28 protein-coding genes are annotated in these 23,397 nt (G+C 29.2%); 14 read left to right on the plus strand and 14 right to left on the minus strand.

The genetic code is table 11. From position 1 onward, the window contains the following. Positions 1 to 150: 150 nt before the first annotated feature. The 4 genes from R3342_RS05020 to R3342_RS05035 are packed head-to-tail and all read right to left on the minus strand — an operon-like array spanning position 151 to position 1,765. A complete protein-coding gene (locus R3342_RS05020; protein WP_318938607.1) occupies positions 151 to 345 on the minus strand; it encodes a hypothetical protein in 195 nt (64 codons plus the stop codon). An 8-nt stretch (positions 346 to 353) separates the two neighbouring features. Then, positions 354 to 611 carry a hypothetical protein gene (locus tag R3342_RS05025; protein WP_318938608.1) on the minus strand — a complete coding sequence of 86 codons (258 nt, stop codon included), beginning with the start codon at positions 609 to 611 and terminating at the stop codon, positions 354 to 356. A 3-nt stretch (positions 612 to 614) separates the two neighbouring features. Then, complete coding sequence (locus R3342_RS05030; RefSeq protein ID WP_318938609.1) at positions 615 to 1,010, minus strand: DUF5675 family protein; 396 nt, start codon at positions 1,008 to 1,010, stop codon at positions 615 to 617. Continuing rightward, positions 1,010 to 1,765, minus strand: coding sequence for a hypothetical protein (locus R3342_RS05035; protein WP_318938610.1), 756 nt, complete (start codon positions 1,763 to 1,765; stop codon positions 1,010 to 1,012). The genes R3342_RS05030 and R3342_RS05035 overlap by 1 nt, the downstream gene beginning before the upstream one ends. Before the next feature lie 157 nt (positions 1,766 to 1,922). Here R3342_RS05035 and R3342_RS05040 point away from each other — a divergent pair, with 157 nt between their 5' ends. Together R3342_RS05040 and R3342_RS05045 are read left to right on the plus strand one after the other, a co-directional pair. Further along, positions 1,923 to 2,126, plus strand: a complete 204-nt coding sequence (locus tag R3342_RS05040; RefSeq protein WP_318938611.1) for a hypothetical protein — start codon at positions 1,923 to 1,925, stop codon at positions 2,124 to 2,126. 208 nt (positions 2,127 to 2,334) lie between these two features. After that, complete coding sequence (locus tag R3342_RS05045; RefSeq protein ID WP_318938612.1) at positions 2,335 to 3,051, plus strand: tRNA1(Val) (adenine(37)-N6)-methyltransferase; 717 nt, start codon at positions 2,335 to 2,337, stop codon at positions 3,049 to 3,051. A gap of 10 nt (positions 3,052 to 3,061) precedes the next feature. Here R3342_RS05045 and R3342_RS05050 read toward each other — a convergent pair whose 3' ends face one another. Together R3342_RS05050 and R3342_RS05055 are read right to left on the minus strand one after the other, a co-directional pair. Beyond that, complete coding sequence (locus tag R3342_RS05050) at positions 3,062 to 4,432, minus strand: saccharopine dehydrogenase family protein (RefSeq protein WP_318938614.1); 1,371 nt, start codon at positions 4,430 to 4,432, stop codon at positions 3,062 to 3,064. A 75-nt stretch (positions 4,433 to 4,507) separates the two neighbouring features. Next, positions 4,508 to 4,735, minus strand: coding sequence for a putative signal transducing protein (locus R3342_RS05055; protein WP_318938616.1), 228 nt, complete (start codon positions 4,733 to 4,735; stop codon positions 4,508 to 4,510). Between the two features lie 77 nt (positions 4,736 to 4,812). Between R3342_RS05055 and R3342_RS05060 the strand changes: the two genes are divergently transcribed. Both R3342_RS05060 and pckA read left to right on the plus strand, forming a co-directional pair. Continuing rightward, entirely contained in the window at positions 4,813 to 5,181 is a 369-nt protein-coding gene (locus R3342_RS05060) for a DUF423 domain-containing protein (RefSeq protein ID WP_318938618.1), read from the plus strand. A gap of 302 nt (positions 5,182 to 5,483) precedes the next feature. Beyond that, entirely contained in the window at positions 5,484 to 7,109 is a 1,626-nt protein-coding gene (gene pckA, locus R3342_RS05065; RefSeq protein ID WP_413468697.1) for a phosphoenolpyruvate carboxykinase (ATP), read from the plus strand. Positions 7,110 to 7,169: 60 nt separating this feature from the next. Here pckA and R3342_RS05070 read toward each other — a convergent pair whose 3' ends face one another. Beyond that, positions 7,170 to 7,568 (minus strand): DUF6146 family protein, encoded by a 399-nt coding sequence (locus R3342_RS05070; protein ID WP_318938620.1) that lies wholly within the window; start codon positions 7,566 to 7,568, stop codon positions 7,170 to 7,172. A gap of 93 nt (positions 7,569 to 7,661) precedes the next feature. Here R3342_RS05070 and R3342_RS05075 point away from each other — a divergent pair, with 93 nt between their 5' ends. Further along, positions 7,662 to 8,225, plus strand: coding sequence for a DNA-3-methyladenine glycosylase I (locus R3342_RS05075; RefSeq protein WP_318938622.1), 564 nt, complete (start codon positions 7,662 to 7,664; stop codon positions 8,223 to 8,225). A 34-nt stretch (positions 8,226 to 8,259) separates the two neighbouring features. Here the strand turns inward: R3342_RS05075 and R3342_RS05080 are convergent, their stop codons facing one another. Continuing rightward, on the minus strand, positions 8,260 to 9,270 hold the full coding sequence (locus R3342_RS05080; protein WP_318938623.1) for an SRPBCC family protein: 1,011 nt from the start codon (positions 9,268 to 9,270) through the stop codon (positions 8,260 to 8,262). A gap of 110 nt (positions 9,271 to 9,380) precedes the next feature. Between R3342_RS05080 and R3342_RS05085 the strand changes: the two genes are divergently transcribed. The 4 genes from R3342_RS05085 (at position 9,381) to R3342_RS05100 (ending at position 13,825) form a co-directional block, all read left to right on the plus strand. Next, on the plus strand, positions 9,381 to 10,250 hold the full coding sequence (locus R3342_RS05085) for a cation diffusion facilitator family transporter (RefSeq protein WP_318938625.1): 870 nt from the start codon (positions 9,381 to 9,383) through the stop codon (positions 10,248 to 10,250). Between the two features lie 271 nt (positions 10,251 to 10,521). Beyond that, positions 10,522 to 11,238: an SDR family NAD(P)-dependent oxidoreductase gene (locus tag R3342_RS05090; RefSeq protein ID WP_318938627.1), complete on the plus strand. Its 717-nt coding sequence runs from the start codon at positions 10,522 to 10,524 to the stop codon at positions 11,236 to 11,238. 9 nt (positions 11,239 to 11,247) lie between these two features. Continuing rightward, entirely contained in the window at positions 11,248 to 11,631 is a 384-nt protein-coding gene (locus tag R3342_RS05095) for a nucleoside triphosphate pyrophosphohydrolase family protein (protein WP_318938629.1), read from the plus strand. Positions 11,632 to 11,728: 97 nt separating this feature from the next. Further along, positions 11,729 to 13,825: a M13 family metallopeptidase gene (locus R3342_RS05100; RefSeq protein WP_318938631.1), complete on the plus strand. Its 2,097-nt coding sequence runs from the start codon at positions 11,729 to 11,731 to the stop codon at positions 13,823 to 13,825. Positions 13,826 to 13,848: 23 nt separating this feature from the next. Here R3342_RS05100 and nadB read toward each other — a convergent pair whose 3' ends face one another. The 3 genes from nadB to R3342_RS05115 all read right to left on the minus strand — a co-directional run bounded on the left by nadB (position 13,849) and on the right by R3342_RS05115 (position 17,628). Next, entirely contained in the window at positions 13,849 to 15,444 is a 1,596-nt protein-coding gene (nadB, locus tag R3342_RS05105; RefSeq protein WP_318938632.1) for an L-aspartate oxidase, read from the minus strand. A gap of 11 nt (positions 15,445 to 15,455) precedes the next feature. After that, positions 15,456 to 16,451 (minus strand): quinolinate synthase NadA, encoded by a 996-nt coding sequence (gene nadA / locus R3342_RS05110; RefSeq protein ID WP_318938633.1) that lies wholly within the window; start codon positions 16,449 to 16,451, stop codon positions 15,456 to 15,458. A gap of 124 nt (positions 16,452 to 16,575) precedes the next feature. Continuing rightward, positions 16,576 to 17,628 (minus strand): branched-chain amino acid aminotransferase, encoded by a 1,053-nt coding sequence (locus tag R3342_RS05115; protein WP_318938635.1) that lies wholly within the window; start codon positions 17,626 to 17,628, stop codon positions 16,576 to 16,578. 263 nt (positions 17,629 to 17,891) lie between these two features. On the opposite strand from R3342_RS05115, the gene mnmD reads away from it, so the two are divergent. Beyond that, complete coding sequence (gene mnmD / locus R3342_RS05120; RefSeq protein ID WP_318938636.1) at positions 17,892 to 18,551, plus strand: tRNA (5-methylaminomethyl-2-thiouridine)(34)-methyltransferase MnmD; 660 nt, start codon at positions 17,892 to 17,894, stop codon at positions 18,549 to 18,551. Positions 18,552 to 18,569: 18 nt separating this feature from the next. Next, on the plus strand, positions 18,570 to 18,707 hold the full coding sequence (locus tag R3342_RS05125) for a hypothetical protein (protein ID WP_318938637.1): 138 nt from the start codon (positions 18,570 to 18,572) through the stop codon (positions 18,705 to 18,707). Here R3342_RS05125 and R3342_RS05130 read toward each other — a convergent pair whose 3' ends face one another. Continuing rightward, positions 18,708 to 19,835: a glycosyltransferase family 2 protein gene (locus R3342_RS05130; RefSeq protein WP_318938638.1), complete on the minus strand. Its 1,128-nt coding sequence runs from the start codon at positions 19,833 to 19,835 to the stop codon at positions 18,708 to 18,710. Next, positions 19,832 to 20,794: a hypothetical protein gene (locus R3342_RS05135; protein WP_318938640.1), complete on the minus strand. Its 963-nt coding sequence runs from the start codon at positions 20,792 to 20,794 to the stop codon at positions 19,832 to 19,834. Before R3342_RS05135 ends, R3342_RS05130 begins: the two co-directional genes overlap by 4 nt. 25 nt (positions 20,795 to 20,819) lie before the next feature. Between R3342_RS05135 and ruvC the strand changes: the two genes are divergently transcribed. Next, positions 20,820 to 21,374 (plus strand): crossover junction endodeoxyribonuclease RuvC, encoded by a 555-nt coding sequence (ruvC, locus tag R3342_RS05140; RefSeq protein ID WP_318938641.1) that lies wholly within the window; start codon positions 20,820 to 20,822, stop codon positions 21,372 to 21,374. Here ruvC and R3342_RS05145 read toward each other — a convergent pair whose 3' ends face one another. Continuing rightward, entirely contained in the window at positions 21,375 to 21,662 is a 288-nt protein-coding gene (locus R3342_RS05145) for an antibiotic biosynthesis monooxygenase (RefSeq protein WP_318938642.1), read from the minus strand. It lies immediately after the preceding gene. 112 nt (positions 21,663 to 21,774) lie between these two features. Between R3342_RS05145 and hemW the strand changes: the two genes are divergently transcribed. Together hemW and R3342_RS05155 are read left to right on the plus strand one after the other, a co-directional pair. Further along, a complete protein-coding gene (gene hemW, locus R3342_RS05150) occupies positions 21,775 to 22,917 on the plus strand; it encodes a radical SAM family heme chaperone HemW (RefSeq protein ID WP_318938644.1) in 1,143 nt (380 codons plus the stop codon). A 71-nt stretch (positions 22,918 to 22,988) separates the two neighbouring features. After that, complete coding sequence (locus R3342_RS05155) at positions 22,989 to 23,366, plus strand: OsmC family protein (protein WP_318938646.1); 378 nt, start codon at positions 22,989 to 22,991, stop codon at positions 23,364 to 23,366. Positions 23,367 to 23,397 lie beyond the last annotated feature (31 nt).

Here is a 23,397-nt window from a genome sequence, read left to right on the forward strand (position 1 = left end):
GTATAAAAATAATAGCGGTTTAACCGCTAAAAAAAAGTAAGTAATAATAAAAAAGGTCTGTGTTTGACCGAAAAGTTAGTCCGTGAAAATCCGCTACTATTCTTATACTAGGCCGTTAAAAAATGCTTGGCTAAAATAGCAAGGCATTTTTTATGATCTCTTTTTAGATTTATTAGAATCTGAAAATAATTTCCGCAGCACATAAGAAACAAAGAAACTAACAACAGCTCCAATAACAGCCATTACAGCAGTGATAATAACATCGTGCAATTCAATATTGTAAACAGCAGATAATATCGTTCCTCCAACTACTCCCGATTTTAATTGTAAATCACTACGCAACATATTTAGTCCTAATTTTTACTTTCGTCTAAGTCTGCGTTAGTGTCAGAGTTAGAGTCTTTGTCAGTGTCAGCTACCACCGCCTGACTAACAGCAGTCGCAACAGTTCCGGCAGCAGTCAAGTAAGTAGCAATAGTAATTACCAAAGATGGTAATGAAATTGGAACTGCAATAATAGCTCCTCCAGTAGCAGCCAATGCTATACCAATATTCCGCAGTTTTCTAAAAAAGGAGGGGGTTGGTTTTTGATAACGTTCTATTAGTTTCATAAATTAATTTTTAATGGTTAATGTTACTTTTTCTTTTCGGTCAAATGCTTGGAAACAAGCTGAAAGTATTTTCTGAAATATAATGCGAGATTGCAATCCTTTGGCAATACCTGTAAGAGAACTTACAGGCGCAATACATCCTTGCAATTCTTTGTTAGCATCATTCGCTGGGTGAATCAATATCAAACTTCTGTTTGAAACATTCTGCAGCACTAAATGATGTTTAAACTTATCAGAATAGCGAGCTTTCAATTGATAAACACCTTCAGGAATGCACGATACTCTTTTTAAATTATCTTTCCAGGGCAATTCAATGCAAAAGCCTACAAAGCTGTCATTAATAAAAAGGACACCGTTGGTGCCCTCTTTATAATAGGTTCTATGTAAATGAAGTTCCATTAAACAGCATCAACTTTCACTACAGACAAAGCATTATAAGCACCATTTTTCAACGGGTACATTGCTCCATTTACTTCCTGATAAAATTCAATCCCCAATACCTGAATTACAGGAAGTGTTGAATCTGCAGTTATAGTTGCTGTCAATTCAATGGCAGCAGTATTAGCACTGTCATAAGGTAACACTTCAGTTTCATCACTTTCAAAAGTGGAAATTTCCTCTGCAAAATCTAATTCTGCGGCACCAGTTACCACTTTAAAATGAGTTGTTCCAGCTGGAGCAGCAATACGCACTGTTGGTGCAAAAGCAACAATATTTACAGTTGCTTCACCAGTAGCGCGATCAAAAGCATTAACTACAGGAGCAAATAAAGTAGCACCTAACTTTCCATTGGTGTTAAATTCAAACCCTTTTATAAGGCTCATATTACCATCCTGAATAGTTCGTAAACCACGATCATTAGTTGTATCCGTTTTTACAACTTTTAATAAATCCGTGGTTAATCTACTTACCACTCTTTTATCCTTTGCATTTTGCAAAAGAATACGAATCGCATTTCTAACCAATTTACCACCTTTTCCAGCTGCTCCAAATTCAGCACCGTTTTCACGCGTTCTTTGAAACGCAGGATCATTTGCAATTCTGGATTTATCCACACCACCTTTTTCGCGTGCAAGATCACCATCAGAAGTTTTATAAAAAGTAATACCTCCAATAGTTCCTTTTAACTTAATAATACCATTTTGTCTAGCCATAATCTTATAAATTTTTAATTCTCAACAAATGAAGCTATCTTTATAATGAAAATAAAAAATGAAGTCCCATTCCAGCCGTTTATAACTTTTTAGTCCGAATTACACTTAATAGACAAAGTATAAATGAAGCTAGGATAAAGCATAGATAGAGTATTAAATGAAGATAGTACGAGCTTGCATATACCCAAAAGATATTCAGTGTATTACTGGAAGAAGTGAACGCTATGGAAGAAAACTACTTAATAAAATAAAATTACATTTTGGGAAGGAGCCGCATCAATTTATTACTTCAGAAGAATTCGCAGAATATAGTGGAATCAACATTGAAATTGTAACAGATTATTTACAAAAAGTTTCATAGAATTTAATATGATTTGGAGCTATTTGTAGTATTAAAAATCGTATCTTTGCTAGTGAGATTGAGAGTTAAAGCTAATCAATGGATATCAATGGTTAGGTCAACAAATCGGTCAACAAAATTTTAATGTAGATGGGAAGTCCTAATAAATAAAGGAAAATCTCCAAAGGTTCGAATCCCTTCCTCTCTGCAAGTTCTTCAACATTACAAAATGTCAAACAAACCGTTCCAATTTAAACAATTCGTTATTCAGCAGGATAAAACCGCTATGAAAGTTGGTACAGATGGTGTTTTATTAGGTAGTTGGGTAAAATTACAAGATGAATTTAATTCTATTTTAGATGTGGGTTCAGGCACTGGACTTATTGCTTTGATGCTAGCTCAGCGTTCTTATGCTGAAACTATTGATGCTATTGAATTAAATGAAGATGCCCACGAACAAACCATAGAGAATTTTGAAAATAGTACATGGAGTGATCGTTTATTTTGTTATCATGCGTCTTTTCAGGAATTTACAGAGGAGATAGATGAATTATACGATTTAATTATTTCTAATCCTCCTTTTTATACTTCAACGTTTAAAAAATTACCAAGTGAAAGAGCGATGGCTCGTCATTCAGAAAGTTTATCTTTTAAAGAATTATTATATGGAACTTCAAAACTATTAAAAGATACAGGAACTTGTGCGTTTATTATTCCGTTTGAAGAGGAAGCTTATTTTATTGAATTAGCTAAACAATATCATTTATTTCCTAATAGAATTACACGAGTTAGAGGAAATGAACAAGCTGAAATTAAGAGGAGTTTATTGCAGTTTTCAAAAATGGAAACCACTATTGAAACTAGCGAGTTAATTATAGAAATTACACGTCATAAATATACCAATGTATATAAAAATTTGGTAAAAGATTTTTATTTAAAAATGTAAGTTTTACTCTTTAAGTATAAGATTTATCAGGATTATAACCTAAGTAAGGCATTTTTTCTTCAGTAAAAACAATTCCATTTTCTTTTAATTCAGATAAAATTGGCTCATAAACTTCTTTGCTAATTGGCAATAAAACCCCTGGAGTTTTAATTTTACCATTTAAGATTTGAATTGCTGCAATACCAACTGGTAAACCAACTGTTTTAGCCATTGCAGTGTAAGTTTGATCATCACCTATGCAAACCATACTACTTTTAACTTGCTCTTTTTTACCATTAAGCTCATATCCAAAAAGATGTTGCATAACAATCATATCTTTATCCTCTTTTTCTAATGTCCATTTATCTCTAAGAATTTTTTCTAAAATTTGAGCTGGAGTAGCATTTTTTAAGCTCACTTTTTTATGAGGATTAAATAAATCTAATTCTAATAATTTCCCCCAAATTTCATCATCCTGATCAATTTTTAGGTAATGACGAAGTTTAAGTTCCACAGAATCATTAGGATTGTAAGCCAAAAATGAATTGGTGAAATCTCTATAACTCATATGCTCAGAGTCTTCAATTGTGTAAGTATCATCAGTCATTCCTAGCTGCACAAATACATTCCATGCTCTTGAAAAACCAACACGCCTAATTGTTCCTCTATATAATGTTAAAATATCATCTAATCCGTAAACGCTTTTATATTTTAAAGAATCTCTGTTTGCATAACCTTCAAATTTTCCATATTTGTTAATATGTAATATTTCGGTTCTTCTAAATAATTTTTGATAAGGGATGTATTTATAAGTTCCTTCTTGTAAAAATTTTGCAGCGCCACCTTGTCCTGCTAAAACAACATTTCTAGGATTCCACGTAAATTTATAGTTCCATAAATTTGTGTCACTTTCAGGAGCAACTAAACCACCAGTAAAAGATTCAAAAAGCAGCATTTTGCCACCTTTTTCTCGTATGTTATCAATTACTTGCATAGCACTCATATGATCTATGCCTGGGTCTAAACCAATTTCATTTAAAAATACCAACCCTTTTGCCACTACTTTTTCATTAAGTTCTTTCATTTCATCAGAAACATAAGAAGGTGTAATTAGATTTTTACCAAAATCAATACAATCTTTAGCAACCATCATATGCAATTTAGCGGGCAGCATAGAAATTACGATAGTGGCATTTTTTATTTCTTTCTTTCTAGCTTCTTCATTAAATATGTCTAAAGTAATCGCCTTTCCATTTGGATGATTATTTATTTTTTGTGAAGCTAATTCTAAGGAAACATCAGCAACAATAACATGTAAATTTTCAGTTGTAGATTTGTTTAGTAAGTAGGTAATTAGAGACGATGAGGATTGGCCTGCGCCAATTACTAAAATAGTGTGCATATTTATATAAATTTGACTCAAAAATTGAATTACGAAAGTACAAATTTTAATGTTTTAAAAGCTTAAAAATAGTTATTAATTGTTGTGTTTTGTTGTTGCTAAAATTTGTTTTGCATTTTCAAAATCTAACTCATTAACTTTTAGTTTATAACCTTCTAACACAGGGATTCCAATAGTTGTTAAGTTTTCATCAAAAATATAACTTGGTATATCATAAGTGGCTAGCAAAGTTTTTGCAATATGAATTTCGTGAATTAAACTAGTTTCCAAAAGGGTTATTAAAGTATCAGAATGGTTGTGCATAATCTATGGTAGTTTTAATTATATAAAAATTGAATTTAGCAACTAATAATTTTATATTTACCAAAATTTAGTTAAAAATGAATAAAAATTTAACAATTACCTCCGTTTTAGGCGCAATTACTATTATTTTAGGAGCTTTTGGTGCTCATGCTTTAAAAGAAAGATTAGGAGTACAAGAATTAAAAAGTTTTGAGACAGCTGTAAAATACCAAATGTTTCATGTGCTTGTTTTATTATTTATAAATACTACGGCTAATTTTACTTCAAAAATCAAAAATCAACTAACTTTATTATTCTTATTTGGAATCTTATTTTTCTCAGGATCTATTTACGCAATTACATTTGGTGTCCCTGCAAAATTAATTTGGTTTATTACACCTTTAGGTGGCTTACTTTTTATAATTGGATGGTTAAAAATGGCATTCACTTTTTATAAAAAACAATAACTTAAAATTATAATAAAAAATAAAAGTTTGAAGTATTCATCAAAAAGTATATTTTAGCAAAAATTATAAGAAAAAAAAGAAACTCGTTTTTTTTTGATAGATTACGAAAACGTTTTCGTAATTTTTTATAATTTAAAACTAACTATAAAGAATTGAAAATGAGTAATATAACTTTTGGAAAACGTTATCGTGAAAACTCAGGTTTTTATGATATTTCTCATATTCATGGACAATTTATTCTTACTAAATTTGATATAGAAATATGAAAAATCATTGTAAAAATAATTTAAAAACCTCTTTTAATGGAAACGATAATGAAAACAGCGCTATCTGAATCACTTTACAAACTTGGAATTAAAAATGTAAAAAATGTAATACATAATCCTTCTTATGAAGCATTATATAGTGCAGAATTAGATCCTGAATTAACAGGTTTTTCTAAAGGAACTTTAACAGAACTAGATGCAGTTAATGTAATGACTGGTAGATTTACTGGCCGTTCACCTAAAGATAAATATATTGTTAAAGATGCTGTAAGTGAAAATACTATTTGGTGGAATTCTGAAAAAGCTCCAAATGACAATAAACCAATATCTCCTGAAATTTGGGAAACAAAAAAAGAATTGGTTTTAGAACAACTTTCAAATAATGAAATTTATGTGATTGATGCCTTTTGTGGCGCAAATGAAGATTCTAGATTAAAAGTAAGGTTTGTAGTAGAAGTGCCTTGGCAAGCACATTTTGTAAAAAATATGTTTATTAGACCAACAGAAGAAGAATTAGACAATTTTGGAGAACCTGATTTTGTAGTATTAAATGGCTCAAAAATTTCAGATCCAAATTGGAAAGAACAAGGTTTAAATTCCGAAGTGTTTACCGCATTTAATTTATCAGAACGAATGCAAATTATTGGAGGCACTTGGTATGGAGGAGAAATGAAAAAAGGAATGTTTGCCATGATGAATTATTATTTGCCTTTAAATGGAATGGCTTCAATGCACTGTTCTGCTAATAAAGGTAAAAATGGTGAAGTTGCTATTTTCTTTGGATTATCAGGTACAGGAAAAACAACATTATCAACAGATCCTGAGCGTGAGTTAATTGGTGATGATGAACACGGCTGGGATGATGATGGCGTATTTAATTTTGAAGGAGGCTGTTATGCAAAGACAATTAATTTAGATAAAAATGCAGAACCAGAAATTTATGGTGCTATAAAAAAAGATGCTTTATTAGAAAATGTAACGGTGGATGATAATGGACATGTAGATTTTACAGACGATTCTGTTACTCAAAATACCAGAGTTTCTTACCCAATTTATCATATAAAAAATATTGTAAAACCAGTTTCAAAAGCAGGACATGCAACTAAAGTTATATTTTTAACTGCAGATGCATTTGGTGTAATGCCACCAGTATCTAAATTAACTCCTGAACAAACTAAATATCATTTTTTATCAGGGTTTACAGCTAAATTAGCTGGAACAGAAAGAGGAGTAACTGAACCAACTCCTACATTTTCAGCTTGTTTTGGAGAAGCATTTTTATCGTTACATCCAACTAAATACGGTAAAGAATTGGTTAAAAAAATGGAAAAGCATAATGCAACTGCATATTTGGTAAACACAGGTTGGAATGGTTCTGGAAAAAGAATTTCTATAAAAGATACAAGAGCAATTATTCATAGAATTTTAGACGGTTCTATTGAAAAAGCAGAAACTAAAATAATACCGGTTTTTAATTTAGAAGTTCCAACACAATTAGATGAAGTAAATCCAGCTATTTTAGATCCAAGAGATACTTATAATACTGCCGAAGAATGGAATGTGAAGGCGGAAAAATTAGCAAAATTATTTATTAAAAATTTCGATAAATATACCGATAATGAAGAAGGTAAAGCTTTAGTTGCAGCAGGACCACAACTTTAATAAGTAGAAATAAATTAAACATAAAAAAACCGTTCAGTTAACTGAACGGTTTTTTTATGTTTAAAATCGTTGCCGGTATTTGTATTCTACAAATTTAAAATAGTTGTAGAGTTTATAATTTACATCTAATCCGTAATCTACATTAAAATCGTAATCAATTTTGTTAGAATAAATAGAATCATCATAACGTAATGGGTTTTGAGCCCTAATATTCCATTCGGTTACGTAAAACTTATTTTTAGTTTCATAATATTGCTGAGAATAATAGTTTTTAGGTTTTGCAATGGAATGTAAATAAGTATTAAATCCATTGTCCATTATAATAATCTCATATTGTAAACTATCATTAGCAATTTTTACAGGAACTTCATCTGAATTAGTAATTGTAGTTACTTTTGAAGAAGTTCCACAACTAACCATAACAGAAGTAATAATCAATATGTAAAGTAATTGTTTCATAATTAGAGTAATTAGTATAAAAAATAGCGCAAAAACTATTCCATTTTAAATATACGAAAAAACACTATATTGTTAAAGTTAAAATTTTGAAAAATGAATAAAAATAGATGTCAATGGTGTGGAGAAGATCCACTTTATGTAAATTATCATGACCAAGAATGGGGAGTTCCCGTATTTGATGATGCTAAATTATTTGAATTTTTAATTTTAGAAACCTTTCAAGCTGGGCTAAGTTGGATTACTATTTTACGTAAGCGAGAAAATTTCAGAAAAGCTTTTGATAACTTTAACTATAAAAAAATCGCGAAATATTCGGATGAAAAATTTGAAGAATTAATGCAAAATGCAGGTATTATTAGAAATAAACTTAAAATTAAAGCAACTATTACCAATGCAATAGCTTTTATGGAAGTTCAAAATGAGTTCGGATCTTTTTCAGATTATATTTGGAAATTTACAGATGATAAACCAATTATAAATAAATGGAATAGTTTAAGTGAAGTTCCAGCTACAACTGAATTATCCGATAGTATTTCAAAAGATTTAAAAAAGCGTGGTTTTAAATTTGTGGGTTCAACAGTTGTTTATGCACATATGCAAGCAACAGGCATGGTTAACGACCATGTAAAAGATTGTTTTAGATATAATGAAGTATAAAAAAAGCTGTTGAATTTTCAACAGCTTTTAATTATTATTGAATTGGAATGTAAATTTCAGTAATCCATTTTGAAGGATTGGGTGTGTCATGTGGGCTAACCAAATAGACTTCAAAAGGTTCAGCATTTACTATTTCTTTTAAATTTTGTGCATATAAATTTTTAAATGCAGTTTCCCAGGCTTCTGTATTGTATTTATAATTTCCAGTAAATACTGTTTTAAAAGTTTTTTGTGGTTTTAAAAATCCAGTTAGCACATTGCCAGTAGTTATAATTCGTTCTGAAACAGGAATACATGTTGAAAACATAGCTGTATTATTTTCTTCATCCCATTTATGATTAATAGTAAATGGTTTTCCTGAAGATTGTAAATTGTTTTCTTCCATATATTTCATGATTTCAGAAAACATAGGTTCTACTTTTTTTTCGAGGTCAGTTATTTTACAAGAAGTGGTTAAGTACAAATAGTAACCTCCACCATAATCTACAATGCCTTTACTAACAATACTATGTTTATCCATTTCTTTAGTAATATAATTATCTAATAAATCTAGACCTCTTATATACATTGGTTTAATGTTTTTTTCAATTCCACCTTGGGTTAACCAATATGCTTTTTCTGTAAATGTATTTTTACCTCGCATTCCCCAAGTAACTTCAGTACCATCGTCTACTTTTTTTAAATTCCAATAAACTTCAGGAGTACTACCTGTTCCAAAATCAATTTGTTGAATAATTTCTTTATTTGGAATTAATGAAATGGTTTTCATAGAACCTCCGCCTTCTTTTCCAGTCCAACTATAAGATGCGTTTACTCCAGAAGTAATTTCTGGATAAGTAGCAACAATTGTAGAATCCATTTCTAGCCAAGGGCCCCAATGTTGCCAGTTTTTGTAATCGTTAATTTCATTAAAAACTACTTCAATAGGTGCTTTAATAGTCTTTGTTTGTTTAATATCATAGCTGCCATTTAAAGTTGCTAAATAAATAGATCCGCCAATAATAAGAATGAGAATTAGAAAAAAAAGGTATTTTAAAAGTTTCATAACTGGTTTATTTAAGTTTACTTCTTGCTAATTTACTAAATTAAACCATTTGAAATCAGTAAATTTGTGAACTGATTTTGTTTCTATTTACCTATATTAATTAAATTTTAATGAGTAAAATTAAAACTGCAATAAATGCGTCCTATTTTAGTATTATAGGAAATATAATTTTAGCAATTATAAAAGGATTAGCAGGTTTTTTTGGTCATTCATATGCTTTAATAGCTGATGCAATTGAATCTACAACTGATATTTTTGCGTCCATATTAGTTTTGATGGGGTTAAAATATGCAAATAAACCAGCAGATAAAAACCATCCTTATGGGCATGGAAAAGCAGAACCATTGATCACTTTTTTAGTTGTGGGATTTTTAATTACTTCGGCTATTATAATTATGCATGAAGGAATTGTTAATTTAGGAAAGCAGCGCGAATTACCAAAAGCATGGACACTTATTGTGCTCGGAATAATTATTGTTTGGAAAGAAATTTCATACCGGTTTGTTGTTAAAAAAAGTAAGGAAACGGGAAGTTCCTCTTTGAAAGCAGATGCTTGGCATCATCGAAGTGATGCTATTACATCGGTAACAGCATTTATAGGAATTTCTATAACCTTGTTATTGGGTGAAGAATTTGTAAATGCGGATATATATGCTGCGTTTTTTGCAGCTATATTTATACTTTACAATAGCTATTTAATTTTTAGACCAGCTTTAGGCGAAATAATGGATGAAAATTTACACGAAGATTTAATTGCCGAAATCAGGAAAGTTTCATTAACTGTAGATGGTATTTTAGATACTGAAAAATGTTTAATTCGTAAATCAGGGATGAAATACCATGTGGATTTGCACGCTATAGTTGAAGGAAAGCAATCCGTAAAAGAAGGGCATTATTTGGCTCATAAACTTAAAGACAAACTTCAAAGTGAAATTGAAAGTATTGAAGAGGTTTTAATACATATTGAACCTAATAATTAAGCTTGTGAAAATCTGTTCCAAATTAGGGTAACAGATTTTTTTAATGAAGTGAAAAAGTAATCATTGTAAAAATAGCAATAACTAAGAAGATTGCAATTAATATGATAAAAGTGTTTTTATAATATTTTTTGTGGATTTTAAAATCTTTTCTATAACTCCAAATCATTGCAATAGTAAATGCAATAATAAATAATGCGGCAAAAATTAGTTGACTTTTACTAAACATATTAAATAGTGTATATTTATCTTCAAAAATACATAATTTTTTAAGATGAAATATGCATTAATAATAGGAGCAACTTCTGGTATAGGTAAAGAATTAGCAGAGTTACTTACTGTAAATAATTATTTTGTAATAATTACAGGAAGAAGAGAGCATTTATTAAAACAAATTAAGCAAACTAATCCAACTAATTATAGTTATAAAGTTCATGATGTAACCGATTTAAATTCTTGTGATATTTTATTTGAAGAATTAAAATCGGAGTTTAAGAATATTAACTTAATAGTTTATAGTTCAGGTACTGGAGGGCCAAATTATAATCTAGATTGGGAATTAGAAAAAACAACTTTAGAAACTAATGTTTTAGCAGCAACAAAAATTTATGGATTAGCATATAACCTTTTTAAAAAACAAGGATTTGGACATTTAGTAGGCATTTCATCAATAGCATCTATTAGGGGCAATAGGCATGTGCCTTCTTATTTTGCGTCCAAAGCATTTCAAGCTAGTTATTTAGAATCCTTATGGATGAAAGGAAATAGAAGTAAAGCTAAAATATTTGTAACAGATGTTCAACCAGGTTTTGTAGATACATCTATGGCAATTGGAAAAACTTTTTGGATGGCAACTTCTAAAAAAGCTGCAAAACAAATATTTTCCGCCATAAAAAAAAGAAAGAAAAAAGCATATATAACAAAACGATGGCGTTTAGTAGCATTTATTTTAAAATGGATACCAGCTAAAGTATTGATTAAATTTTTATAAAATTATTAAATGAGAAATAAGTTAAAAGATGTTCAAAAATTTATGGAAGTTTTTGAATTAGGATATCAAAAGCAGCCAACAGCAAAACTTCCTTTAGATAAAATTAAATTGCGTTTCGAATTGATGAAAGAGGAAAATGAAGAATATTTGGAAGCAGCAAAAAATAATGATTTAGTAGAAATTGCAGATGCTTTAGGCGATATGTTATATATTTTATTAGGAACCGTTTTAGAACATGGTTTACAAGATAAATTTGAAGCAGTTTTTAATGAAATTCAACAAAGTAATATGAGTAAACTAGATATTAATGGCAATCCCATTTATAGAGAAGACGGAAAAGTGCTTAAAGGACCTAATTATTTTAAGCCAAAAATAAAAGAAATTTTAGGGTAAAATCTTAACAATATTTTAAGTAAATTGTACCAAAATAAATTGTTATTTTATAACAATGTAAAATTATAAATTAACCAAAATTTTAAATCACAATACTATGATTAAATTATTTAATAAAAACATCTTATTAGTAGGGATTGTTTCTATAGCCATGATTCCTATTTCCTGTCAAAAGGAAGCTAGTAAGAAGAAAGAAATCCATGGAATTATAACTGCTAATATGGATAAAAAAGTGCGTCCAAATGATGACTTTTTTAGATATGTAAATGGTAGCTGGTTAGATAAAACCGAAATACCTGCAGACAGAACTTCTTGGGGTAGTTTTAATGAATTACGTAAAAATACAGATGCCGATGTTTTAAGCATTTTAGATGAAGCAATTGCACAAACAAAAAATGCAAATCTTAAAGATGCAGAAGGAAAACTAAAACTAGATTCTGATCAAAAGAAAGCAGTAGATTTATACGAAACTATTTTAGACACAGTTTCTCGTAATAAAGCAGGAATAGAACCATTAAAACCTTACCTAGCTAAAATTGATGCTATCAAAAATGCAGATGATTTACAGAAATTATTAACAGAAATGGCTCCTTATGGAGGTATTGGTTACTTTGGATTTTACGTTACGAATGATCTTAAAGATAGTAAAATGAACGCAGGTTATTTATCTCCTGCAGGATTAGGTTTACGTAGAGATTATTATGTAGATCAAGATAAAGACACCAAAGAAAAAAGAGAAAAGTACATAGCTCATATTGCTAAAATGTTTGAATTGTATGGAGATAGTAAAGAAGTAGCAGAAACAAATGCAAAAAAAGTATTTGATTACGAATATAAATTAGCAGTTCCTAGAAATACAAAAGAAGAAAATAGAGATGCTAGAAAAAGATATAACCCAAAAACTATTGCAGAACTTCAAAAGTTGACACCAGAAATTAACTGGGAGGCATATTTTAAAGGAATTGGTGTTACTAATTTAGATAAAGTAATCGTAACGCAGCCAAAATATATGGTTGCATTAAATGAAATTTTGAAATCTAGTTCATTAGAAGATGAAAAATTGTATTTACGTTGGACACTTATTGATAGAACTGCAGGACTGTTAGATACTAAATTAGAAAATACAAACTGGGAATTTTATGGTAAAGAGTTAACAGGAGCTAAAAAACAACGCCCTAGAGATGAACGAGCTTTAGCATCTGTCAACGGTAGAATTGGAGAGGCATTAGGTAAATTATATGTAGCTAAAAAGTTTCCACCAGAAGCGAAAGCTAAAGCGGAGGAAATGATTAAAAATGTGATGCAAGCATATAAGAACAGAATTAATGCTTTACCTTGGATGACAGAAGATACTAAGAAAAAAGCTATCGAGAAGATAGAAAAAATGACAGTTAAGATTGCTTATCCAGATAAATGGAAAGACTATTCTAAATTAGTAATAAATAGCACTAAAAATGGAGGTTCATTTTTTCAAAATTCTTTAAATACTACCAAATGGAATTTCGAAGAAAATATTGAAAAACTTGGAAAACCAGTAGACAGAACAAGATGGGGAATGTCACCTCAAACAGTAAATGCATATTTTAATCCAGTTAATAACGAAATTGTATTCCCAGCAGCAATTTTACAACCACCATTTTACGATTATAAAGCAGATGCAGCTGTAAATTATGGAGGAATAGGAGCTGTAATTGGTCACGAAATTTCTCATTGTTTTGATGATTCAGGATCTAGATTTGATTCAGATGGTAATTTAAATAATTGGTGGACTAAAGAAGATTTAGAAAAATTCACAGCATTAGGCGATAAATTAGCAGCTCAATATAGCGCAGTTAAAGCTTTAAAAGATGTTCACTTAAATGGTAAGTATACTTTAGGAGAAAATATTGGTGATTTAGGTGGTGTTAACGCTGCTTACGATGCTTTGGAATTATATTTTAAAGATCATAAAAGACCAGGTAAAATTGATGGATTTACTCCAGAACAACGTTTTTACTTGTCTTGGGCTACAGTTTGGAGAACTAAAATGCGAGAAAATGCATTACGTAGTTTAATTAAAACTAATCCACATTCTCCAGGAATGTACAGAGCTTATATGCCATTACAAAATGTAGATGCGTTTTATACTGCATTCAACATTAAAGAAGGTGATAAAATGTATCTTAAACCAGAAGACAGAGTTAAGATATGGTAATAAAACAAATAAAAAAGGAGCTTTTAAAGCTCCTTTTTTATTAAATCAATATTATAAAAACCACCTTTATTTTCTTTTCTTTTTTTAGAAAATTGCGTAATTAAATAGGCCGTTGTAATTAGATTTCGCAACTCACATAAATCTACGGAGAGTTCAGAATGATCATAAAGTCTTTTATTATCTTCATATAAAACTCTTAATCTTTTTTCAGCTCTTAGTAAACGCTCATTCGATCTAACAATTCCAACATAATTACTCATAATAGTTTTAACCTCATTTCTATCGTGTGTAATTAATATTTTTTCCATGTTTTTTACCACACCGCTATCATTCCAAATAGGAACATTTTTGTGGAAATTAATTTTCTGAAAACGCTTGGTTAAATTATAAAATGCATTGTGTGAAAAAACTAAACCTTCTAATAATGAATTGGAAGCTAATCTGTTTGCGCCATGTAAACCAGTTCTAGTTACTTCACCACTGGCATATAAATTTTTAATAGAAGTTTTCCCTTTTTTGTTTACAACAACCCCTCCACAAATGTAGTGTTGTGCAGGTATAACAGGTATATAATCGGTTCTAATGTCAATACCTAAACTTAAACATTTTTCGTTAATATTTGGAAAATGTTTTTTAAAAGCATCGTAATTTAAGTGAGTACAATCTAAATATACATTTGGAGAACCACTTTTTTTCATTTCATTATCAATTGCTCTTGCAACAATATCACGAGGCGCTAAATCTAATCTGTCATCATATAAATGCATAAATTTTTCGCCATTAAAATTTCTTAAAATTGCGCCATCACCACGTACTGCCTCAGAAATTAAAAATGCAGGATATTCTCCAGGATTATATAACGCAGTTGGATGAAATTGAATAAATTCAACTTCTGAAATTTCAGCTTTGGCTCTATATGCCATTGCAATGCCATCACCAGTTGCAACTACTGGATTGGTTGTAGTACTGTAAACCTGCCCATTTCCTCCAGCGGCTAGCATGGTTACTTTAGCTGAAAAAGTTTTTACTTTATTGGTTTTTTCATCTAAAATATAAGCACCATAGCAGGTTATTTTTTCTTTCCGGGTGATTAATTTTTTTGTGATTTGATGTTCTGTAATTAAATCAATGGCAAAATGATAATCTAAAAAAACAATATTTTGAGTCTTTTTTATTTGCGCTAATAAGGCTCTTTCAATTTCTGCTCCTGTAATATCTTTATGGTGTAGTATTCTGTTTTGTGAATGGCCACCTTCTCTTCCTAAAGCATACTTACCATCTTCTTTTTTGTCAAAATTAGTTCCCCAATCAATTAACTCTTGTAATCTATCAGGAGCCTCTTTAATAACCATTTTCACAATTTCTTCGTCACAAATTCCATCCCCAGCAATTAAAGTGTCTTTTATATGTTGATTAAAAGTATCTATAGTTTTATTCCAAACAGTAGCAATTCCGCCTTGAGCATATTTGGTATTACTTTCATTTTTTTCGCTTTTTGTAACAATGGTAATTATAGAATCTTTAAAATGAGTAGCTGTTTTTAAGGCGAAAGTTAAACCAGCAACCCCAGAACCAATTACTAGAAAATCAGTTTTATAAATGTTTTTGTCTGTAACCATTTTACTTAAAATTATTTTGATAATTCAAGCATTCGCTGAATAGGAAGAATTGCTTTTTTACTAAGTTCAGCATCTACTTCAACAAATGGTAACTCATATTTTAAGCAAAGGTATAGTTTTTTCATTGTGTTCATTTTCATGTAAAAACACTCACTGCAATTACAGTTATCATCATCTACCGGAGCAGGAATTAGTATTTTGTCAGGAACTGCTTGCCTCATTTTGTGTAAAATACCAACTTCAGTTGCAACAATAAACTTAGTTGCTTTGCTCGTTTGTACGTATTTTAATAAACCAGATGTTGAACCAACATATTTAGCAACTTTTAATAAATGAGCTTGAGATTCTGGATGAGCAATAATTTCAGCATCTGGGTTTTCAGCATATAAATTCAATATTTTTTCAATAGAAAATGCTTCATGTACCATACAAGCGCCATCCCAAAGTAATAAATCTCTTCCTGTTTTTTTAATTAACCAACTTCCTAAATTTTTATCTGGGGCAAAAATAATAGGTTGATCTTTTGGTATAGAGTTTATTATTTTTTCTGCATTTGATGAAGTACAAACAATATCGGTTAATGCTTTTATTTCAGCGGAAGTATTAACATAAGAAACTACAAGATGGTTGGGATGTTGTTTTTTAAAAGCAGCAAAATCGGCTGGAGGACAAGAATCTGCTAATGAACAACCTGCTTTTAAATCGGGTAATAATACTTTTTTTGATGGATTTAAAATTTTAGCGGTTTCAGCCATAAAATGAACTCCTGCAAAAACAATAATATCTGCATTAGTTTTAGCAGCTTCTTGTGCTAAAGCCAAGCTATCTCCAACAAAATCGGCTATATCTTGTATTGCACCTTCTTGATAATAATGTGCTAATATAATTGCATTTTTTTCTTTCCGAAGTTTATTGATTTCTGCGAAATAATCAATTTTTTCATCTAATTCAATATCTAAAAAACCCTTTCTTTGAATGTTTTTAGTTGCTTTTTCAAGAGTTGTCATAAGTTAAATATTTAGGAGCTTTAATTCCAAAAAATATGTCAAACAATCGAGTAAAAACTCGATTGTATTGACATTGCTAATTTATAATTTTTAATAGGTGCAGTCAAAAATTCCTTGTTAAGGATTATTTAACTTTATATGTCCATCCAAAAATATCTTCTGCTTTATGTTGCTGAATATCGGTTATTCGTTTTTTAATATAAGATGCATAACTATTTTCAACTTTAGGTAATTCAAAACTCTCATCGTGATGAGAAAACCCTAAAATTGGACTAATAACAGCAGCAGTACCAGCTCCAAACATTTCTAGTAATTCTCCTTTTCGAGCAGCTTCTAAAACTTCGGTAACTTTTATTGGGCGTACTTCTATGTTAATTCCTTCGTGTTCACAAAGTTGCACAATGCTTTTTCTTGTAACTCCATCTAAAATACGTTCGCTAGTTGGACCAGTAAGTAAAGTATCATTAATTCTTAAAAATACATTCATGACACCAGCTTCTTCTATATATTCATGAGTACAAGAGTCCGTCCAAATAACTTGTTGAAATCCTTTTTCACGAGCTAATTTAGTTGGGTAAAATGAACCAGCATAATTCCCAGCAGCTTTAGCATAACCAACACCACCATTAGCAGATCTACTATATTTATCTTCAATAATAACTCTAACTTCACCTGCATAATAAGATTGAACTGGTGAGCAGATTATCATAAATTTATAAGAATCTGAAATAGAAGCAGAAACACAACTTTCTGTAGCAATAATAAATGGGCGAATGTATAATGAGTTTCCTTCTCCTTTTTTTATCCATTCACTATCTAATTTTAATAAATTGTTTAAACCATCAAAAAATAGTTCTTTTGGAAAAGCAGGCATTCCTAATCTTTCCGATGAAATATTTAGACGTTTCTGGTTTTGATCAGGTCTAAACATCCAAATTTCATCATCATCCGATTTATAAGCTTTCATTCCTTCAAAAACGGCTTGACCATAATGGAATACTTTTGCAGAAGGATCAATTGTTAAAGGAGCGTATGGAACAATTTTAGGTGTTTGCCATTCTCCATTAATATAATCGCATTCAAACATATGATCTGTAAAAACTTGACCAAATGAAAGATTATTAAAATCAACTTTTGAAATTTTGGAAGTAGTTGTTTTTTCTATATGAAGTGTCATAGTTTTGCTTTGTTTTGTTCACACAAATTTACTTAATTTTTAGATAATAATCCTATATTTTAAATATCTAATTATTAGTGATTAAGGTAGTTTGTAGTATAAAATGTAATTCAAATTATGTAAAACGTAATTATTTATATTTTTTAAATTAATTCATCATACAAATGACAAAAATTTTGTTATAAATATTAAGCGGTTTTATTTTTTTAAACTCGTTGAAAATATGGATATTTGTTTTGGGTGGATTTTACTCTTAATTAAAAATGAATAGAAAAATTATAATAACAGATGATGGGTCAACTACTATTCAATTATTAGATTGGGACGAACAATATCATTCTAAAAATGGTGCTATTCAAGAAGCAAAACATGTTTTTATAAAACAAGGGTTAGCACAGTTTAAAACTAAAGAAATAAATATTCTTGAGATTGGTTTTGGGACAGGTTTAAATGCTTTTATCACTTTTTTAGAAGCTCAAAAATGTAATTTAAAAATTAATTATGTTGGTGTTGAAGCCTTTCCAGTTCAAAAAAATGAATTAGATAAATTGAATTATGTTAGTAAACTGAATGCCGAAGTATATAAAGAAGTTTTTTCTTTAATGCATCAAAGTAATTGGGATGAAGAGCAGAAGATTGCAACAAATTTTAAGTTAACCAAAAGAAAACAACAATTTGAAGAAATTATCGATCAAAATAAATATCATTTAATATATTTTGATGCTTTTGGCGCTAAGGTTCAGCCTGAATTATGGACGGAAGTAATTTTTAAAAAAATGTACGAATCTTTAAAAAAAGGTGGAATTCTAGTAACATACAGCGCTAAAGGAAGTGTTAGGAGAGCAATGCAATCCGTTGGATTTGTTGTGGAACGATTGCCTGGTCCACCAGGAAAAAGAGAAATGTTACGAGCAACTAAATAAAACTTTAAATTAAGTAGTATGAAACAAAGATTTAAAAAACGCAAAAAACCAAACTATAAAAGAGGAATTTTATTAGTATTGGCATTATTTTTAATAGTTTATTTATGGATGCATGCAGAAGAAATAGTTACTGCTTTATTTTCTGTAAAAAAATAATTACTTTTTAAAGATTCTGCCTTTCCATTGGTATTTTTTGAAGAAAGAAATAATGCCGATAAACCCAATAAAAAATGGGTGAATTAAGCTAGTTGGAATTAAATAAATAATAGAAAATGTTTGTTTAAAATACTTAAAGGTTTTTATTAAAATAACGCTATCAATTATTAGCTTAGAAATAAAAACAAGTAAAAATAAATTCCAAAATAGAGGATTAATAAAGACTGAAATTGATAAAGTAATTACAAGTAAGTTTTCTGCCAAAACTATTATACCTACCAATTTTGAAAAAGTGTTTTTATAATAAGTTGCTTTTGACGCCCAGCGAATTTGTTGATGTATAAAATTACCCCAACTTCCTTCCGATTTTGTAATAACCAAGCTAGATTTGCTTTTTAAATAATGCACTTTTTTTTGGGCATGTTTTATCATTTTTTCTAACAAAAAAACATCATCACCACTTGCAATATTTAAATTTTGATTATATCCATTTATCTTAAAAAAAGCATCTTTTTTAAAACACAAATTTGCGCCATTACACATAAAAGGCATTTTAATTCCAAAACTACCAATAGTAGAGCCAATTAAACTTGTAAAATTCAAATTTTGAAAATGAAATAAAAAGGAGTTTTGTTTTTCAAATAGTATTGGCGCAGCAATAAATAAAGGATTGTTTTTTTGAATGAATTCATTAAATGATGTTAACCAAGTTTTTGGTACTTTACAATCTGCATCTGTAGTTATAATCCAATCAAAATTTGCCAAATTAATTGCGGTATTTAGGGCGTCTTTTTTTGGAGAATTATATTTTCTAACACTATTGATTAATTGAAGATTTATAGTTGGATATTCTTTTTTAAAAGCATCAATTATGTGTTTAAAATTATCAGAAGATTCATCATTAACTAAAATAATTTCAAAAAAATTGGTTGGATAAGTTAGGTTTGAAAATGAATCTAGTAATACTGGCAAATTATTAGCTTCATTTCTGAAAGGAACAATTACAGAGAATTTAATTTCTGAGGATAAATTAGAAAGTTTAAAATCAGATAGTTTAGAAAATCCTATAATAAAAGCACCTACTAAAATGATATAAAAACTGGAAATAATTAGAGCTAAAATTATCATGTTTCTTCAGGAATTTTAAAATTTAACACAAATATACTTCCTAAAACTGCTGGAATAGCAAAATTAAGTATCCACATAAAAGTAGTTACGGTTACTATTGTTAGCACGGAAAGATTGACTAAGCTAAAAAGCCAAATGGCAACGCTACCTTTAATAGCCCAATCAAACAAACTTAAACTTGGAATTAAAGAAGCAATAAAATACATTGCAAATATTAAGCTCATGGTATCTAAATATGGTGTTTGAACTCCAAGTAATCGTAATAAAAAATAAAATTGATGAGAGAACACAAGGTATCTGACTAAAGCATAAAATAGCGTTGAAAAAATAATAGATTTAGGTATTTTATTTATGTAAAAGATAAATTTTGCCAAATAAGTTTTAATGCTTGTGAATAAATTAGTTTTTTTAATTCCGAAAAAGAGGATAAAAATTACTAGTAAAAAAATAGCTAATTTGATTAGATTAAGTTTTGGGAATTCAAAGGAGTAATTAAATACCAAGAAAAGCAGACCAAAAAAACCGAATAAAAAAGTAATAGTTAATTGAGATAAATTTCCGATTAAATTTAAAACCATTATTTTTTTTCTGAGTTTCTTAGTAAAGTAAAGTGCTTTTGCGCCATATTCTCCAATTCTATTTGGGGTAATTAATGAGGCGGTTAATGACCCCAAGCATTGTTCATAAGCTTCAAAAAAAGTGATTTTTTTTTCAACAGAAACTAATTTTTTCCATTTAAAAATTTCTAAAAACCAATTTGCATCTGTAAATAGAAACAATAAAATAATAATCCACAATTTATAAGTAAATAAAAAGTATAATTGCTGTTTTAATTGAGCTACAGAAAAAAGTTGGTTAAAAACTAATTTATAGTATATAAAATATAATGCAGCAATAACAATTATTAATTTTAAAACTAAAATGATAGAAGGTTTATATTTATAGAAGATATTGTACATTTGATTATTACAAAGAAACAATTATTTGAGCACAGAGAAAATAATATTAGGTATTGATCCAGGAACCACAATTATGGGGTTTGGTTTGATAAAAGTAGTAGATAAAAAAATAGAATTATTACGTTTAGATGAATTATTGTTGAAAAAATATGATAATCATTATGCAAAACTAAAGGTGATTTTTGAACGAACTATTGAAATTATTGAAACGTATCATCCAGATGAAATAGCTATTGAAGCTCCGTTTTTTGGGAAAAATGTACAATCTATGCTTAAATTAGGAAGAGCTCAGGGGGTTGCTATGGCTGCAGGATTAATGCGTGAAGTGCCAATTACAGAATATTCTCCAAAAAAAATAAAAATGGCAATTACGGGAAACGGAAATGCAAGTAAAGAGCAGGTAGCTAAAATGCTGCAAAGTTTGGTGAATTTAAAAACGCTACCAAAAAATTTAGACGCAACAGACGGATTAGCCGCTGCAGTTTGTCATTTTTATAATAGCGGAAAAATAGGCGTCGAAAAAAATTATACCGGATGGGCATCTTTTGTAAAACAAAACGAAAAACGTGTAAAAAAGTAATTATATAATTACATCGCATTCAAAAACATCTATCTTTTTTTCGATAACAATATCTCTTAAATAATGAAAATGTTGATGATCTTTAGAGTTTTCCAAATTATCTTTGTCTTTTTTTGAATTCCAATACTCAATTAAATAGTATATAAACTCATCATTTTTATCTTTAAAAATATGAAAATGATCTAATCCAGCTGGTTTAGCTTCTGTAATTTCTTCAAATTTTTGTAGTTCTACAAATGAAATACCTTCGCCTTCTTTTACTTTAAATGATACAATATGTGCGTACATAATATTTGGTTTTACCCAAATTTAGTAAACAGTTTTTATAAAAAAGGTAACATAAATCACGTTTTGTGTTTTTTGATAAAGCCGTACATTTAGCAAATCAAAATTAAACAAATTGGCAGGCATTTATATTCACATACCATTTTGCAAACAAGCTTGTTTGTATTGCGATTTTCATTTTTCTACATCTTTAAAAAGAAAAGAAGAAATGTTACAAGCTATTAAACAAGAATTAGTATTACGTAAAAAGGAACTTATAGGTGAAAAAATTGAGACTATTTATTTTGGCGGAGGAACTCCATCTATTTTAACATTTAAAGAATTGGAAACACTTTTTAAGGTGATTTACGTCAATTACAATATAGTTGAAAATGCTGAAATTACGTTAGAAGCAAACCCAGACGATTTAACCAGTGAAAAAATTAAAGAACTAGCAAAACTTCCTGTTAACCGGTTAAGTATTGGTATTCAATCTTTTTTTGAAGAAGATTTAAAATTTATGAATAGAGCACATACAGCTAATGAATCTGAAAAATGTTTGACGGAAGCTCGTAAATATTTTGATAATATTACCATAGATTTAATTTACGGAATACCAGAAATGAGTGCTGAGAAATGGCAATTAAATTTGCAAAAAGCATTTGATTTTGGAGTGCCTCATATTTCTAGCTACGCTTTAACTGTTGAAGAGAAAACGGCGCTAAATCATTTAATAAAAAAAGGTGAAATTCCTCCTCTTGATGAAGATTTGGCATTGCAGCATTTCAATATTTTGGTAAATGAAACAGAAAAACAAGGATTTGTACATTATGAAATCTCTAATTTTGGTAAGCCAGATTATTTTTCAAAACATAATATATCTTATTGGAAAGGAGAAAAGTATATAGGAATTGGTCCCTCGGCTCATTCCTATAATGGTATAAAACGAGGGTGGAATGTAACTAATAATGCAAAATATATTAAAGCTATTTCGGAAAATAATTTACCTATAGAATATGAAATTTTAACTAAAGAAAATCAGTTTAATGAATACGTTATGACTGGTTTACGAACAATTTGGGGAGTTTCATTAGAAAAAATAAAAAATGATTTTGGAAAGATTTATACAGAGGAATTACTTAAAAATGCACAAAAATTCATTAAAAATAATTCACTAGAAATTATTTCGGTTAATAATTCAAAAACATTAGTAACAACCAAAAAAGGTAAATTTTTAGCCGACGGAATTGCTTCAAGTTTGTTTATAATAAATACTTAATTACAATGTAGTTATAGTTACATATAGGCTTTAAAAGTTGTGATAATTTTGTACTATAAAATTAAATAATTATGGATTTAAAAATAAATTTTGACAAAAGCGGTAGAATAGTTCCTTCTATGAATGGTAATGAAATTACCATGAACGAATCACCTTTTTTAATATTTTTAGCAACTGCAGGTATGTGTTCGGCAGTTTATGTAAGAGCCTTTTTGCAACAAAGAGGAATGACCTTAGAAGGCGTAAGTTTAACACAAAGAATGGAGTATGACCAAATGACGAATATGGTAAAAACTATTGATATGATAATAGATCTACCTGAAAGTTTTCCAGAAAAGTACAAGGAAACTATGAAAAAAGTAGTAGCTCAATGTCCTGTAAAACGTCATTTAGCAGAACCTCCAGTATTTAATGTAATTCCAAATTTAAAAACCGTTTTAAACAATTAATACAATAATTGTTTTACCCTAATTTAAGCAG

Origin of the sequence: Lutibacter sp., from assembly GCF_033723435.1 — a bacterium.
Classification (GTDB): domain Bacteria; phylum Bacteroidota; class Bacteroidia; order Flavobacteriales; family Flavobacteriaceae; genus Lutibacter.